Source organism: Parathalassolituus penaei, assembly GCF_026626885.1.
In the GTDB taxonomy this organism is placed as follows: domain Bacteria; phylum Pseudomonadota; class Gammaproteobacteria; order Pseudomonadales; family Oceanobacteraceae; genus Oceanobacter; species Oceanobacter penaei.
The window spans coordinates 88,174-102,735 of record NZ_JAPNOA010000025.1; the positions used below are offsets into that span (position 1 = coordinate 88,174).

The 14,562-nt window shown below is 55.9% G+C and carries 10 protein-coding genes; 4 read left to right on the forward strand and 6 right to left on the reverse strand.

Going from position 1 to position 14,562, the window contains the following annotated elements:
- The first annotated feature begins 24 nt into the window (after nucleotides 1-24).
- The 3 genes from gyrB to OUO13_RS08670 all read left to right on the forward strand — a co-directional run bounded on the left by gyrB (nucleotide 25) and on the right by OUO13_RS08670 (nucleotide 5,721).
- Nucleotides 25-2,445, forward strand: coding sequence for a DNA topoisomerase (ATP-hydrolyzing) subunit B (gyrB, locus tag OUO13_RS08660; protein ID WP_283173474.1), 2,421 nt, complete (start codon nucleotides 25-27; stop codon nucleotides 2,443-2,445).
- Between the two features lie 321 nt (nucleotides 2,446-2,766).
- The gene (fabV, locus tag OUO13_RS08665; RefSeq protein WP_283173475.1) at nucleotides 2,767-3,960 is read left to right on the forward strand and encodes an enoyl-ACP reductase FabV; all 1,194 of its coding nucleotides are present in this window, start codon (nucleotides 2,767-2,769) and stop codon (nucleotides 3,958-3,960) included.
- A gap of 36 nt (nucleotides 3,961-3,996) precedes the next feature.
- On the forward strand, nucleotides 3,997-5,721 hold the full coding sequence (locus tag OUO13_RS08670) for a KAP family P-loop NTPase fold protein (RefSeq protein ID WP_283173476.1): 1,725 nt from the start codon (nucleotides 3,997-3,999) through the stop codon (nucleotides 5,719-5,721).
- 110 nt (nucleotides 5,722-5,831) lie between these two features.
- On the opposite strand, the gene OUO13_RS08675 is transcribed toward OUO13_RS08670, so the two are convergent.
- Complete coding sequence (locus tag OUO13_RS08675) at nucleotides 5,832-6,329, reverse strand: MOSC domain-containing protein (protein ID WP_283173477.1); 498 nt, start codon at nucleotides 6,327-6,329, stop codon at nucleotides 5,832-5,834.
- A 140-nt stretch (nucleotides 6,330-6,469) separates the two neighbouring features.
- On the opposite strand from OUO13_RS08675, the gene OUO13_RS08680 reads away from it, so the two are divergent.
- Nucleotides 6,470-7,789, forward strand: coding sequence for a Na+/H+ antiporter family protein (locus OUO13_RS08680; protein ID WP_283173478.1), 1,320 nt, complete (start codon nucleotides 6,470-6,472; stop codon nucleotides 7,787-7,789).
- A 362-nt stretch (nucleotides 7,790-8,151) separates the two neighbouring features.
- On the opposite strand, the gene OUO13_RS08685 is transcribed toward OUO13_RS08680, so the two are convergent.
- From OUO13_RS08685 to norR, 5 genes are all read right to left on the reverse strand, one after another.
- Entirely contained in the window at nucleotides 8,152-8,973 is an 822-nt protein-coding gene (locus OUO13_RS08685) for a lysophospholipid acyltransferase family protein (protein WP_283173479.1), read from the reverse strand.
- Nucleotides 8,974-9,105: 132 nt separating this feature from the next.
- Nucleotides 9,106-9,666 carry a D-glycero-beta-D-manno-heptose 1,7-bisphosphate 7-phosphatase gene (gene gmhB / locus OUO13_RS08690; protein WP_283173480.1) on the reverse strand — a complete coding sequence of 187 codons (561 nt, stop codon included), beginning with the start codon at nucleotides 9,664-9,666 and terminating at the stop codon, nucleotides 9,106-9,108.
- A 78-nt stretch (nucleotides 9,667-9,744) separates the two neighbouring features.
- Complete coding sequence (gene glyS / locus OUO13_RS08695) at nucleotides 9,745-11,832, reverse strand: glycine--tRNA ligase subunit beta (protein ID WP_283173481.1); 2,088 nt, start codon at nucleotides 11,830-11,832, stop codon at nucleotides 9,745-9,747.
- Entirely contained in the window at nucleotides 11,832-12,818 is a 987-nt protein-coding gene (gene glyQ / locus OUO13_RS08700; protein ID WP_283173482.1) for a glycine--tRNA ligase subunit alpha, read from the reverse strand. Before glyQ ends, glyS begins: the two co-directional genes overlap by 1 nt.
- Before the next feature lie 150 nt (nucleotides 12,819-12,968).
- A complete protein-coding gene (norR, locus tag OUO13_RS08705) occupies nucleotides 12,969-14,546 on the reverse strand; it encodes a nitric oxide reductase transcriptional regulator NorR (RefSeq protein ID WP_283173483.1) in 1,578 nt (525 codons plus the stop codon).
- Nucleotides 14,547-14,562 lie beyond the last annotated feature (16 nt).

Genomic DNA, 14,562 nt, shown 5'->3' on the forward strand with positions numbered 1-14,562 from the left:
CTATTCGAACAAGAGGAACACCGAATGAGTGAGCAGGTTTACGATTCATCCAGCATCAAGGTGCTGAAGGGCCTGGACGCAGTCCGCAAACGGCCCGGAATGTACATCGGTGACACGGATGACGGCACTGGTCTGCACCACATGGTGTTCGAAGTCGTAGATAACTCCATCGACGAAGCACTCGCCGGTCACTGTGACCGCGTGGACGTTGTGATTCACAACGACAACTCCGTCAGCGTGTCCGATAACGGCCGTGGTATTCCAACCGACCTGCACCCGGAAGAAGGTGTATCCGCCGCTGAAGTGATTCTCACCGTATTACACGCCGGTGGTAAATTCGACGATAACAGCTACAAGGTATCCGGTGGTCTGCACGGGGTAGGTGTGTCGGTTGTTAACGCCCTGTCTGAAAAACTGAAGCTGGTGATCCGTCGTGCCGGCAAGCTGTTTGAGCAGGAATACACCCACGGTGTACCGGATTACCCGCTGCGCGAAGTGGGCGTGAGTGATTACACCGGTACCACCGTGACCTTCCTGCCGTCCAAGCTGACCTTTACCAACAAGACCGAATTCAGCTATGACTACCTGGCCAAGCGCCTACGCGAACTGTCGTTCCTGAACTCTGGCGTGCGCATTCATCTGAAAGACGAACGTACCGACAAGGAAGACCTGTTCGAATTCGAAGGTGGTCTAGCCTCATTTGTGCGTTATCTGAACGATGGCAAAACCGCGATCAACGACGTCTTCCACTTCAACGCCCAGCGTGAAGACGGTATTGGTGTTGAGGTTGCCCTGCAGTGGAACGACAGCTTCCAGGAAAACATTTTCTGCTACACCAACAACATTCCGCAGCGTGACGGTGGTACTCACCTGGCCGGCTTCCGTGCCGCTCTGACCCGTACCCTGAACACCTATATCGAAAAAGAAGGTCTGGCCAAAAAAGCCAAAATCGCCACCACCGGTGACGACGCCCGTGAAGGCCTGACCGCCATTATTTCGGTAAAAGTGCCAGACCCGAAATTCAGCTCCCAGACCAAAGACAAGCTGGTTTCCAGTGAAGTCAAAACGGCGGTTGAGCAGGAGATGGCGCGTCTGTTCAGCGACTATCTGCTGGAAAAACCACAACAGGCCAAAGACCTGGTGGGCAAGATGATCGACGCCGCGCGTGCCCGTGAAGCCGCTCGTCGTGCGCGTGAAATGACCCGCCGTAAAGGTGCTCTCGACATCGCTGGCCTGCCTGGCAAGCTGGCTGACTGTCAGGAAAAAGACCCGGCGCTGTCCGAAGTGTACCTGGTGGAGGGTGACTCCGCCGGTGGTTCGGCCAAGCAGGGCCGTGACCGTCGTACCCAGGCGATCCTGCCGCTGAAGGGTAAAATCCTGAACGTGGAAAAGGCACGCTTCGACAAGATGCTGTCTTCTGCGGAAGTGGGCACCCTGATCACCGCGCTGGGCTGTGGTATTGGTCGTGAAGAGTTCAACCCGGACAAACTGCGTTACCACCGCATCATCATCATGACCGACGCCGACGTCGACGGTGCGCACATCCGTACGCTGCTGTTGACCTTCTTCTTCCGTCAGATGCCAGAAATCATCGAACGTGGTCACGTCTACATTGCCCAGCCGCCGCTCTACAAGATCAAGCGTGGCAAGCAGGAGCAGTACATCAAGGATGAAGACGCGATGGAGCAGTACCTGACCCACATCGCGCTGGAAAAAGCCGCCCTGCACCCGTCTGTGGACGCTCCGTCCATTTCTGACGAGGCGTTTGCCAAACTGGTAGCGGATTACCGTTCAGCCCAGGAAACCATCCAGCGTCTGGTGACGCTGGCACCACAAGCGGTTCTGCACCAGATGCTGACCCTGCCACGCCTCAACGCTGCCGACCTCAAGGACGAAGCGCTGGTGAAAGGCTGGGCAGCCCAGATGCTGGCCAAGCTGCCGGACGCTGGTCGCAGTGGCAACCATTTCCACGTGGAACACATCCACGACAAGGAACGCGAAGGTGAATACAACGTGCTGGTGAACGTGATCACCCACGGTATTCCGAAGCAGTACGTGCTCGACCACGACTTCTTCACCGGTTCCGGTTACCGCAAGCTGGCCAACATGAGTGAAGTGCTGACCTCCACCCTGGAAGACAGCGCCTACATTCAGCGTGGTGAGCGTCAGTTCCCGATTACCGACTTCTGGGATGCCATCCAGTGGCTGCTGGCCGAAGCCCGTAAAGGCTTCAACATCCAGCGCTATAAAGGTCTGGGCGAGATGAACCCGGAGCAGCTGTGGGAAACCACCATGGACCCGACAACCCGTCGTATGCTGCGTGTGACCATCGAAGACGCCATTGGCGCCGACAAGATGTTCACAACCCTGATGGGTGACGAAGTAGAGCCGCGTCGTGCTTTTATTGAAGCCAACGCACTCAACGTAGCCAACCTCGATTTCTGATAAAACCCAGTAATCATGCGGGCCCCGGCGAACATAAGTTCTCCGGGGCTTTTTTATTGCGTCACGTTTGTGACCGGTCACGACGGGTTATGCATAGCCCTGCGCACAAGATTATCCACGAAGTTATCCACAGGCTGGGTGAAGTTCCGCTGTGGAAACAGCCGCCGCCTGATGTTGATCATTGTCGACCTGCAGGCAAGGCTGTTATCCGCTCGTCAGGTGGTATAATCCCAGCCTGTTTTTGCCGGGGTTCTATCCGCACAGTCTTGATTGCAAGGCTCTGGCCGCTTTATCCGCAATCACCATCAACAGGAATGATTCATGATTATCAAACCCAAAGTCCGCGGTTTTATGTGTGTGACCACCCATCCGGTCGGTTGCGAAGCCAACGTAAAAGAGCAGATTGATTTCATCAAGGCTCAGGCTCCAATCTCCGCCATGCCAAAACGCGTTCTGGTGATTGGCGCTTCCACCGGTTATGGTCTGGCTGCCCGTATCGCTGCGGCGTTTGGTGGTGGTGCTGCCACTCTGGGTCTGTTCTTCGAAAAAGAAGGCTCCGAGAAGAAACCGGGTACCGCTGGCTGGTACAACTCGGCAGCGTTCCACAAGTTCGCTGAAGCCGAAGGCCTGTACGCCAAGAGCATTAACGGTGACGCGTTCACCGACGAGATCAAACAGAAAACCATCGACACCATCAAAGCTGACCTCGGTCAGGTTGACCTGGTGATCTACAGCCTGGCGGCTCCACGTCGTACCCACCCGAAAACCGGCGTGGTACACAGCTCTACCCTGAAGCCAATCGGTAAAGATGTAACCCTGCTGGGTATCAACACCGACAAGGAAGAAATCCAGGAATTCACCCTGCCAGCCGCTTCTGAAGAAGACATCGCCAACACCGTAGCGGTGATGGGTGGTGAAGACTGGCAGATGTGGATCGACGCGTTGGACGAAGCCGGTGTGCTGGCCGATGGCGCCAAGACCTCTGCGTTCACCTACCTGGGTGAAAAAGTGACCCGCGACATTTACTGGGGCGGCACCATCGGTCAGGCCAAACAGGACCTCGACAAGAAGGTGATTGGCATCCGTGAAAAGCTGGCAGCCAAAGGCGGTGACGCTCGTGTTGCTGTTCTGAAAGCGGTGGTAACCCAGGCTTCTTCTGCGATTCCAATCATGCCGCTGTACCTGGCACTGCTGTTCAAAACCATGAAGGCCGCCGGTACTCACGAAGGCTGTATTGAACAGCTCTATCGCCTGTACGCCGAGTGTCTGTATAGCGATAGCCCACGTCTGGACGAAGAAGGCCGTGCTCGTGTTGACGAGCTGGAACTGCAACCGGAAATCCAGAAAGCCGTGGAAGATGCGTGGGACAAGATCTCCACCGAAACCATCGCCACCGAAACCGACTTCGTCGGTTACAAGGCTGACTTCCTGCGTCTGTTCGGTTTTGGTATCGACGGTGTGGATTACGAAGCTGACGTAAACCCGGTAGTGGATATCAAAGACCTGGTGGTCTGATCTGTGGTGACAGGGTTAGCCGTGTGACTGTTCCACGTGGAACGCCTGCGGCGACCCCCAAAAACAAAAAAGCCAGCGCGAAGCGCTGGCTTTTTTGTTTTTGATCTCTCTGAAAGAATGGCAGTGGTCATTGGCTGGTACCGATTCAACCGGGCAGGGGAGCTGTTTCACGTGGAACATTCCTCGAATCAATACGAGCAACACTGCATCAGTACCGCCCAAACGCCGCTTTGTATGAGCGACAGAACTCAAGGGAGTGACGATCAAATGACGGACAACACACCCGCCTACGAATGGGCCAGCTGGAGCGAGCCAGGCGAACTCCATAACGAACCACTCAGCCCCGACCGCCTTGGACGGGCCGCGTATGCCGAGTTCCTGACCCATTACCTCAACCATGTTGGTCAGCGAGACGGCGGTTACGTGATCAACCTCAATGCTGAATGGGGAGCGGGCAAAACCTGGTTTCTCAAACGCTGGTGCGCCACCCTCAAACCCCATCATCCGGTAGCCTATATCGACGCCTGGAAAAACGACTTCTCAGATGATCCGCTGCTAACCGTAGTCAGTGGAGTGCTGGAAGCGTTAAAGCAGAATCCGCATGTGCGCTGGATCGAACGCGAACAGAAGCTGTTCAGCAAACTTGGGCAGTTCGCAAAACGGGGTGTGGATGTCACTGACGTCGTTTTAAAAGCAAATGGCATTAATGGGCTGGGAGAAGCCTTCGGCGTGCTGTTGTCCTCCCACCAGAAGAAGTCGGAAGGAATCGATGCACTGCGCAGCGAGATCAGGAACTGGCTCAGGGATGTGACGGAAAGCCCTCACAGCCATAACATCCAAAACCCCATGTACGTTTTTATCGACGAGCTGGACCGTTGCCGTCCAACCTATGCCATCGAGCTGCTGGAAACGGTGAAGCATCTGTTCGAGATCGAAGGCATCGTTTTTGTGATTGCCACCAATACCGACCAGCTCCAGCACTCCATCCGCGCGGTGTATGGCGAAGGGTTTGATGCCAACCGATATCTGTACCGGTTTTTTAACAGAAGTGCTGCCTTGCCCATACCTGATTCCCTTACGGCATTCATCAGCACTTCAGATATTGGGCAACGGCTCATAGACAGGCTGGCAGTAACTGGAGATGGGGATGTCGTGATTGCGCCAGACAACCTCATTGAAGTGCTTGGAAGTCTCGCTGATGGTTTTGGCTTTGATCTGCGTACCTGCAATCAATGGCTGGAGCAGTTGTTTGCTGTATATAGCAATGATGAAGCCTGTAGAAAATTCTTCTGGCTTGTTACCGCGATAATGCTTGGTCTGCGGTTAGGCAATCCGGAAATATATGCAAAGTATGTTAAATCACTTTGGTATGCCGAAGATGGATCTATTCCGTCTAACCAACCTGCCCACCATCCAATTTTACGAGGGAAGACAAAAGCCTGCCTGCAGCTGAATCTGAAGAGTGAGCACTTGAAGAGAAAGCCTTACAACCTACCGGAACGAGCTACGGGTTATGTTCCTCCAGGTTTGCCGCTAGAGGTAAAGATTACGGATAAGGTCTGTGATGAGTGGATATGGAATATTGTTGATGTATTCCAGTCCAACCGAGGAAATGAAACTCACTTGGTCACCTTTTGGGATGATGGTGATAAAGGCTATTCCCACGGCTATTTCATCGCAGGCAATTATTTCGTTGTTAAACACAAGGCTACCCGTGAGGGTTATGTCGCGTTGGTGGAACAAGCCGGGCTGCTGCTGTAAATGTACCTCCTGTGATGTATTACGCCTTCGGCTAATACATCCTACATTTCAGTCCCCGACACCCGACACCCGACGCCCGACCCGACGCCCAAACGTTCCACGTGAAACATTCAGCCAATCACTGGCACGACCGCATCGCCCACGTTCAGCTCCCCACCTTCGAGAATCTTCGCACACAGGCCACCGTGACCCAGCATGGCGGCGGTGCCACCGTTGCCGAGCATTTCATCCATCCGGCTGCACGGATGACAAAGGGCGGTGGCTTCCAGCAGGACGTCACCAATCCGGAATTGCTGATGGCGCAGGGCCAGCAGGTTGATGCCACTGACCACCAGATTGCGGCGCAACAGGCCGGGATCGATGCTGGTCAGGCCGAGCAGGCTGGCGACCACCTGGATGTGTTCGGCATTAATCAGCGTGACCTGGCGGGCGGATAACGGGCTGCCAGCGCAGCGATGATCACCTTCCAGCCCGAGGCCGGGCAGGGCGATGGCGCGCTCAACCACCAGCAGGTTTTCGCGGCGTGCCGGGCGCACGCCAATCCAGTCCAGGCGGCCGGGTTTGATGGATGGCAAATAGCGGGAAAACAGTTGCTGGCGAGCGGTCATGGTTAGCCTCTTGTGATGTCAAGGGGGATGATTCAAACCAAAGGTTGGCATAGCAGGGTTGCGCTAACCAGTCCGATTTTCTACTGTCCGCGCCTTTTTGTTTTGCCCTTATGGGCGTTCAGCAGGAGTGAGTAAGTCGTATGAACGCAGTGGTGGTTGCCGTCGTGCTGATGCTGATTCTCAGCGTCGCACGTATGCACGTGATGTTATCCATGATGATCGCCGCGCTGGTCGGTGGTTGGGTTGGTGGTCTGGATCTGAAACAGACGCTGGATGCCTTTAACGAGGGTATTGGTGGTGGTGCCGGTATCGCTCTGAGTTACGCCATGCTGGGTGCGTTTGCGGTGGCGATTTCGCTGTCGGGCCTGCCACAGCTGCTGGCCAAAAATCTGCTCAAGCGGGTAGGCCATGAGTCCGACGTGAACCAGGGCCACGTCAGCACCGCAATTATTGTGCTGATGCTGGTTGCGGCGATGATGTCGCAGAATCTGATTCCGATCCACATTGCCTTTATTCCGATTCTGGTACCGCCGCTGCTGATGCTGATGGCGCGTCTGAAACTGGACCGTCGTCTGATCGCCTGCGTGCTGACCTTTGGTCTGATCACTCCTTATATGTTCCTGCCAGTAGGTTTTGGTGCGATTTATCTGGATGAAATCCTGCTGGGCCAGATTGCATCGGCGGGTGTGAATACCGAAGGTTTGTCGGTGGTAAAAGCCATGGCGATTCCAGCGGCAGGTATGCTGGTTGGTCTGCTGATTGCGGTGTTCTTCAGTTACCGTCGCCCACGTGAGTACGATCTGAAAGTGGTGGAAGCGGGCAGTCACAGCGAGCGTGAAGTGACTGGTCGTGGTCTGGTGGTGGCGGTTGCTGCCATTGTGGCGGCCTTTGTGGTGCAGCTGGCGACCGATTCCATGGTGCTGGGTGCGATGGTTGGTTTCCTGATTTTCTCGGTGACCGGTGTGGTGCGCTGGAACGAGTCTGAGAGTGTGATTCTCGACGGTATCCGGATGATGGCGTCCATCGGTTTTATCATGATTGCCGCCAACGGTTTCTCCGAGGTTCTGAAGGCCACTGGCCATATCGATACCCTGGTGAGTGCTTCTGCCGAGTGGCTGGGTAACAGCAAGGCGCTGACCTCGTTTGTGCTGCTGGTTGTGGGTCTGTTGCTGACCATGGGTATTGGTTCGTCGTTCTCGACTGTGCCGATTATTGCCGCCATTTACGTGCCGCTGTGTGTGCAGCTGGGCTTCAGCCCGCTGGCGATTGTGGCGCTGATTGGTACTGCGGGTGCGCTCGGTGATGCCGGTTCTCCGGCGTCGGATTCGACTCTGGGCCCAAGTGCTGGTCTGAATGCGGATGGTCAGCACAACCACATGAAAGACACTGTGATTCCAACCTTCCTGCACTTCAACCTGCCGCTGCTGGCGGCCGGTTGGGTAGCGACGATGGTTCTGTAAGCGGCGCGTTCGGCTGATCGGGTGTGTGGGCATCAATGCCCACATTCCACGCTAGCATCTGGTGTCTGGTGTCTGGTGTCTGGTGTCTGGTGTCTGGTGTCTGGTGTCTGGTGTCTGGTGTCTGGTGTCTGGTGTCTGGTGTCTGGTGTCTGGTGTCTGGTGTCTGGTGTCTGGTGTCTGGTGTCTGGCCGGGCCGCGATCGGATCTGGCGTTTGGCTGGATCAGACACCCGGCAGACAGGGCGCTATCACCTGTGTGGTCGGCGCGGGCTGTTGTTGGTGGCGATGAGGTCAGACGACGGCCATAAAAAAGGCACCCATCGGGTGCCTTTTGTTTTTACGCTGAGAGGCTCTATATCGCGCTCAGAAGCGTTTTCCGCTGGTAGCCGCCTCTACGTACTCGCCAGTGAATGGAACGGCTGAGATACGGTCTACCTGTTCGTTGATCCATTGTTCGGTCATGTCGTTCAGTTCGGCGGTGCTCATGCCTTCGGTCTGGATCGCCTTGCCGACCACAATACGGATAACACCAGGAGATTTTACCCAGCTGGTGTTCGGCCACAGGTCGCCGGAGTTGTGGGCAATCGGGATCACCGGTGCAGCGGTTTTGGTGGCCAGCATGGCGCCGCCCTTGGAGAACACCTTGCGTTTACCGGACGGGATACGGCTGCCTTCCGGGAACACCAGTACGTGAATACCGTCTTTCAGACGTTCTTCACCGCCCTGGATGACCTGTTTGAGAGCGTTGGCCTTTTTGCTGCGATCAATAAAGATCGGTTTGATCAGGCTCAGGCCCCAGCCAAAAAATGGCAGGTACGAGAGTTCTTTCTTCACTACCTGCACGTGCGGGTAGATCAGGGTTGGCAGCATGAAGGTTTCCCAGGTGCTCTGGTGTTTGCTGATCAGCACATGGCCTACGCCATTGTGCGGGATGTTTTCAGCACCTTCGACTTCACAGCGGATACCGGCCAACCAGCGCAGACCAAAAATCACCAGACGGCAATGAATGCCCATAATCCAGTAGTTGCGGGTTTTTAATGGCAGGAACGGGCCGATCAGCAGACTGGGAATAAACCAGAATACGGTGGCGATACTGAGCCAGATGTAAAACAGTGCTGTACGCAGCTTGTGGCTGAGTGGTTTAGTGGCCGGACCGTGGGTATCGGCATGACGGCTGGTATTCATGAGCTTGGCGAGCCTTATTGTTAAGCGGTCATAATCGGGTGCTGTGTTATACCACCACCCGGTTAACTATCTTTTAACCAATATTCCTATGACTGTTGCCAAAATGGCACCATAAAATGTCCGGATACCGGATTATTTGACACTTTCCAGCAGCTGGTCGACCCAGCTGGCGAGGTCGTTGTACACCTCGGCCGTGGCTAGCTGCGGATAACGCGCCAGTTTGGCGACCGATGCTTCACCCTTGCCGGTGCGTACCAGCACGGGTTTGCAACCGGCGGCGACACCGGCTTCGAGGTCGCGGATGGAGTCTCCGACCATCCAGCCACCGGCGGCGCTAACGCCTAACACACGTTCAATCTGATGAATCAGGCCGGGCAAGGGTTTGCGGCAATCACAGCTGTCATCCGGGCCGTGTGGACACCAGGCAATATGGGCGAACTCGCCACCGGCTGCGTTGACCAGCGCCGTCATTTTGGTGTGCATGGCATCAAGATCGGCCTGGCTGAAGTAGCCACGGGCGAGGCCGGACTGGTTGGTAGCCACCGCCACCTGATAACCGGCCTTGCACAGGCGGGCAACGGCTTCGGCGCTGCCGGGAATGGGGATCCATTCGTCTACGGATTTGACGTAGGCGTCGGAGTCGAGATTCAGAACACCATCGCGGTCCAGAATGATCAGTGGCCGGCTGTCCATGATATTTCCCTGTGTTGGTAAAACGGGCTTGCAGAAAAAAGGGAAGCCGGAGCTTCCCTTATTGGCGTCGGCCGTGGCTTACGCCTGCAGCAGACTGATGTCGGCGATTGCCATGAACATACCACCCAGCTGCTTCAGCAGTGCCAGACGGTTGTTCTTGATGGCTTCGTCGTCGGCCATCACCATCACCTTGTCGAAGAAGGCATCCACCACACTGCGCAGGGTCGACAGGGCGGTCAGAGCGCCGTTGTAGTCACCTTTTTGCAGGGATGGCACGATGAGGTCGGTGAGGCCGGTCATTTCTTCAAACAGGGCGCGTTCTTCATCCTGTTGCAGCAGCGCGGCGTTAACCGTGGCAACTACGGCATCACCACCGTTCTTGGCGAGGATGTTGGATACACGCTTGTTGGCAGACGCCAGTGCCTGGGCGGCTTCCAGCTGGTAGAACGCGTGTACGGCTTTCACACGACGGTCGATGTCCAGCGGGTTGGTAACCCCCAGGGCACGCACAGACTGGAATACTTCAGCCGGGATGTTGGCGTCCTGGTACCAGGCGCTGAAACGATCCAGCATGTATTCCGTCAGGGTGGCTGCGGTTTCGCCTTTCAGGTCGGCTGGCCAGTTGTTGTTGATGGCCCAGCTGATCAGGTCTTTCAGATCGATGTTCAGCTGTTTCTCAACCAGGATACGCAGCACGCCCAGAGAGGCACGACGCAGGGCAAACGGGTCCTTGGAACCGGTTGGCAGTTGGCCAATACCAAACAGACCCACCAGAGAATCCAGACGGTCGGCCAGGGCGATGGCAGTACCGGTGGCGGTGGCTGGCAGGGCATCACCGGCAAAGGCTGGCATGTACTGTTCGATCATGGCGGCGGCAACGTCTGCGTGTTCACCGTCGTTTTCAGCGTAATACTTGCCAGCCAGACCTTGCAGCTCGGTGAACTCGTTCACCATGTTGGAGACCAGGTCGTTCTTGCACAGCTGGGCGGCACGTTGAACGTGGGCCACTTCTGCACCAGTGAAGGTCGCAATCTGGCTGGCCAGGTTGCCAATGCGGCGCGCCTTGTCAGCAACAGAACCCAGACCATTCACCCAGACCACGTTTTCCAGCTTGGCAAAACGGCTTTCCAGTGGCTGTTTGCGGTCGGTTTCCCAGAAGAAAGCGGCGTCGGACAGACGTGGACGGATCACCTTTTCGTTACCGGAAATCACCTGTGACGGGTCTTTGGACTCGATGTTGGCGATGGTAATGAAGTTCGGCAGCAGCTTGCCGTCGCGGGTCACGTGGAAGTACTTCTGGTGTTCCTTCATGGAGGAAATCAGGGCTTCCTGTGGCACGCTCAGGAAACGCTCTTCGAAGGAGCCGGACAGCGCCACTGGCCATTCGTTAAGAGCGGTTACTTCGTTCAGCAGGTCGGCATCAATCTGGGCAACACCGCCCAGTTTTTCGCCTTCGGCTTTTACCTGACGCTCGATCAGTTCAGCACGTTCGGCGAAGCTGGCCATCACGTAGGCCGCGCGCAGTTTGCTTTCGTATTCGGACGGGTCGGCAAACACCACGGCTTCCGGAGCGTGGAAACGGTGACCACGGCTGCTGTTGCCGGAGCTGATGCCCAGCACTTCGGTGTTCACCACGTCGGTGCCAAACAGCATCACCAGCCACTGGGCTGGACGTACGAATTCAACGCGGGAAGCACCCCAGCGCATACGCTTCGGAATTGGCAGCTTGTCGAGGCTGGCTTGCACAATGGCACCCAGCAGCTCGGCGGTTGGTTTGCCAGCGATGGTACGACGTACCATCAGCTTGCCAGCGTTTTTGCCTTCGGATTCCGGGGCAGTTTGCAGCTCGGCTGCGGTAACACCGGCGCGGCTGGCAAAACCTTCGGCGGCTTTGGTCAGTTTGCCTTCGGCATCAAAGGCGATGTTGGCCGGTGGGCCAAACAGGGTTTCCTGCTGGTCGTCCTGTTTGACGGGCAGTTCGGCAATACGTACGGCCAGACGACGTGGGGCGGCAAACAGTTCAACCTGGCCAAACGCCAGACCGGCGTCTTTCAGGCCTTGTTCAATACCGGCACCAAAGGCTTCGGACAGGGTTCTCAGGGCTTTTGGTGGCAGTTCTTCAGTGCCCAGCTCAACCAGAAAGCTCTTGGTTTCAACGTTGCTCATTATTTGTTCTCCTGCTGGGCTTTCTGGGCCTGTTCTTCTTTCTGGGCCTTGTAACGGGCCAGCACATCGGCGCGGTTGGCTTCATCCGCCAGAGGGAAGCCTTTTTCAGCGCGGCTGTCGAAGTAGGAGTGCGCAACGGCACGGGCCAGGGTGCGGACGCGCAGGATATAACCCTGACGTTCAGTCACGGAGATAGCACCACGGGCATCCAGCAGGTTGAAGGTGTGGGAAGCCTTCAGGGTCTGTTCGTAAGCTGGCAGCGGCAGGCCGGCAGCAATCAGACGGTTACAGTCTTTTTCGTACTGGTTAAATGCCTGGAACAGGAAATCAACGTCAGCGTATTCGAAGTTGTAAGTGGACTGTTCCACTTCGTTCTGGTGGAACACGTCGCCGTAGGTAACGGCCTTGCCGTCCGGGCCGTAGGTCCATACCAGGTCGTAAACCGAGTTCACTTCCTGCAGGTACATGGCGATACGTTCCAGACCGTAGGTGATTTCACCGGTAACCGGGAAACATTCGAGGCCGCCCGCTTGCTGGAAGTAGGTGAACTGGGTCACTTCCATACCGTTCAGCCATACTTCCCAACCCAGACCCCAGGCGCCCAGAGTTGGCGATTCCCAGTTGTCTTCCACGAAACGGATGTCGTGAACCAGTGGGTCGATGCCCAGTGCTTTCAGGGAGCCCAGGTATTTTTCCTGGAAGTCTGCCGGGTTCGGCTTCATCACCACCTGGAACTGGTAGTAGTGCTGCAGACGGTTCGGGTTTTCACCGTAACGACCGTCGGTTGGACGACGGCTTGGCTGAACGTAGGCAGAGTTCCAGTTTTCCGGGCCAACCGCACGCAGGAAGGTGTGGACGTGGAACGTACCGGCACCGACTTCCAGATCGAGTGGTTGATTGATGACACAGCCCTGTTCGGACCAGTATTCCTGCAGGGTGGCGATCAGACCCTGGAAGGTTTTGACGTTATGGCGACTCTGACTCACGGCACAATTCCTGTTGTCAGCAAGGCAAAACTTGCAATTGGCGACGTTTAAAGAGGCCGGATTATAGCAGTGATGATTGCTGAAGACAGAGGCAATCCGGTTATGGAATATCCATCGTTGGGTGGATGTTGGTGTCCGCTGACAGGATTGTTATGCCCCCGTGGTGATCTGTTTGTGAATCTGTATACCGAGACGGCGCGCCAGACGTCCAAAGTTGGCACGGTCGATCTGCAGACGGCGGGCTGCTTCGGCCTGATTACCATTACAGAGGTTCAATGTTTCCAGTAATAACTGACGTTGAAACTGATCGGTGGCGTCACGAAGATTAACGACGGGCATTGGAGTTGATGAGAGTGGAAAAACGTCTGCAGCAGCCTGTGTTGTGCTTGCCTGGTTTATCAGATCAGCAATATCGGCGGCTTCAATGGTGATGATACCGGTATTGGGTTGACGGCTGCGCGCTCGTAGGGCGGCACGGTCAATACCATGTTCCAGCTCCCGGATATTGCCGGGCCAATCGCTGGTGGTCAGTTGTTGCACTGCTGATTGACTAAGGCGTAACTGGTTTATACCGAGTTTGCGGCGGGCACGTTCGCTAAAATAACCTGCCAATAACGGTATATCTTCAGCTCGGTCACGTAAAGCTGGCACATGGATCGGAAAAACGCTGAGGCGGTGGTAGAGATCAGCGCGGAACTGGCCATTGCTGACTTCGCCGGCCAGGTCTCGATTGGTTGCCGCAATGACTCGCACATTAACCAGTCTTGGCTGATCTTCACCGACAGTCTGGATTTCACGGTTTTGCAAGGCACGTAGCAATTTACTCTGGAGATGAAGTGGTAGTTCGCCAACTTCATCCAGAAACAGGGTGCCGCCATCGGCCAGGGCGAACTTGCCGGTGCGGTTGTGATCCGCACCGGTAAAGGCCCCACGAATATGGCCAAACAATTCACTTTCAATCAGGTTTTCGGGTAACGCAGCACAGTTCAGATACACCAGCGGGCCATGCGCGCGGTTTGATTGCTGATGTATGGCATTGGCTACCAACTCCTTGCCGGTACCGGTTTCACCACTGATCAGGACGGTCAGATCGGAAGGAGCAACGGTATGAATACTGGCCTGTAGCTGCTGTAGGGCAGGGCTGTTGCCAATCATATCGACGCCATGAGATGGCGCATGGGTCAGTTCCTGCACAAGCTGTTCGGCACGGGCCGAGTTACGTTCGAGCAGCTCCAGAGTCAGAGCGGTATTCAAGCTCGCTGCTGCCATGGCTGAAATGATTTCCAGGGTGCGTTCGGCAATATCGTCGAATTCGCCGGGTTGCAGGCTATCGAGACTCAGCACACCGATCAGACGATTTTCAAATAACAATGGCAGGCCCATACAGGCATGAATGGGCAGGTTACCTTCCGATGCCAGGAGTAGGCCATCGTATGGGTCCGGTAGCGGGTATCCGCTCGGAAAGCGAACGGGTGTCAATGAATCGCAGATGGTTTGAAAGCGCGGATGTTCGCTGATGACAAAACGGCGGCCGAGGCTGTCGGTGCTGAGTCCCTGTTGCGCCAGAGGTTTGAGGGTATCCCCCTGACGTACCAGCAAAACGACTGCGTCGCAGCGAATTGTTCGGCGGACCGTTCCCAGCAGGCGCTGGAAGCGATCCTGACTGGTCAGGCCTCTGCTGAGGTCTAGGGCCAGTTCAATCAGCGATGCAAGCGGGATGTTTGTCATTATGACTACTCATTGT

What these genes read in the sequence shown, in the direction of transcription:
- gyrB (WP_283173474.1), top strand. Translation starts at nt 25, where the DNA reads ATGAGTGAGCAGGTTTACGATTCATCCAGCATCAAGGTGCTGAAGGGC.
- fabV (WP_283173475.1), top strand. Translation starts at nt 2,767, where the DNA reads ATGATTATCAAACCCAAAGTCCGCGGTTTTATGTGTGTGACCACCCAT.
- OUO13_RS08675 (WP_283173477.1), bottom strand. Translation starts at nt 6,329, where the DNA reads ATGACCGCTCGCCAGCAACTGTTTTCCCGCTATTTGCCATCCATCAAA.
- OUO13_RS08680 (WP_283173478.1), top strand. Translation starts at nt 6,470, where the DNA reads ATGAACGCAGTGGTGGTTGCCGTCGTGCTGATGCTGATTCTCAGCGTC.
- OUO13_RS08685 (WP_283173479.1), bottom strand. Translation starts at nt 8,973, where the DNA reads ATGAATACCAGCCGTCATGCCGATACCCACGGTCCGGCCACTAAACCA.
- gmhB (WP_283173480.1), bottom strand. Translation starts at nt 9,666, where the DNA reads ATGGACAGCCGGCCACTGATCATTCTGGACCGCGATGGTGTTCTGAAT.
- glyS (WP_283173481.1), bottom strand. Translation starts at nt 11,832, where the DNA reads ATGAGCAACGTTGAAACCAAGAGCTTTCTGGTTGAGCTGGGCACTGAA.
- norR (WP_283173483.1), bottom strand. Translation starts at nt 14,546, where the DNA reads ATGACAAACATCCCGCTTGCATCGCTGATTGAACTGGCCCTAGACCTC.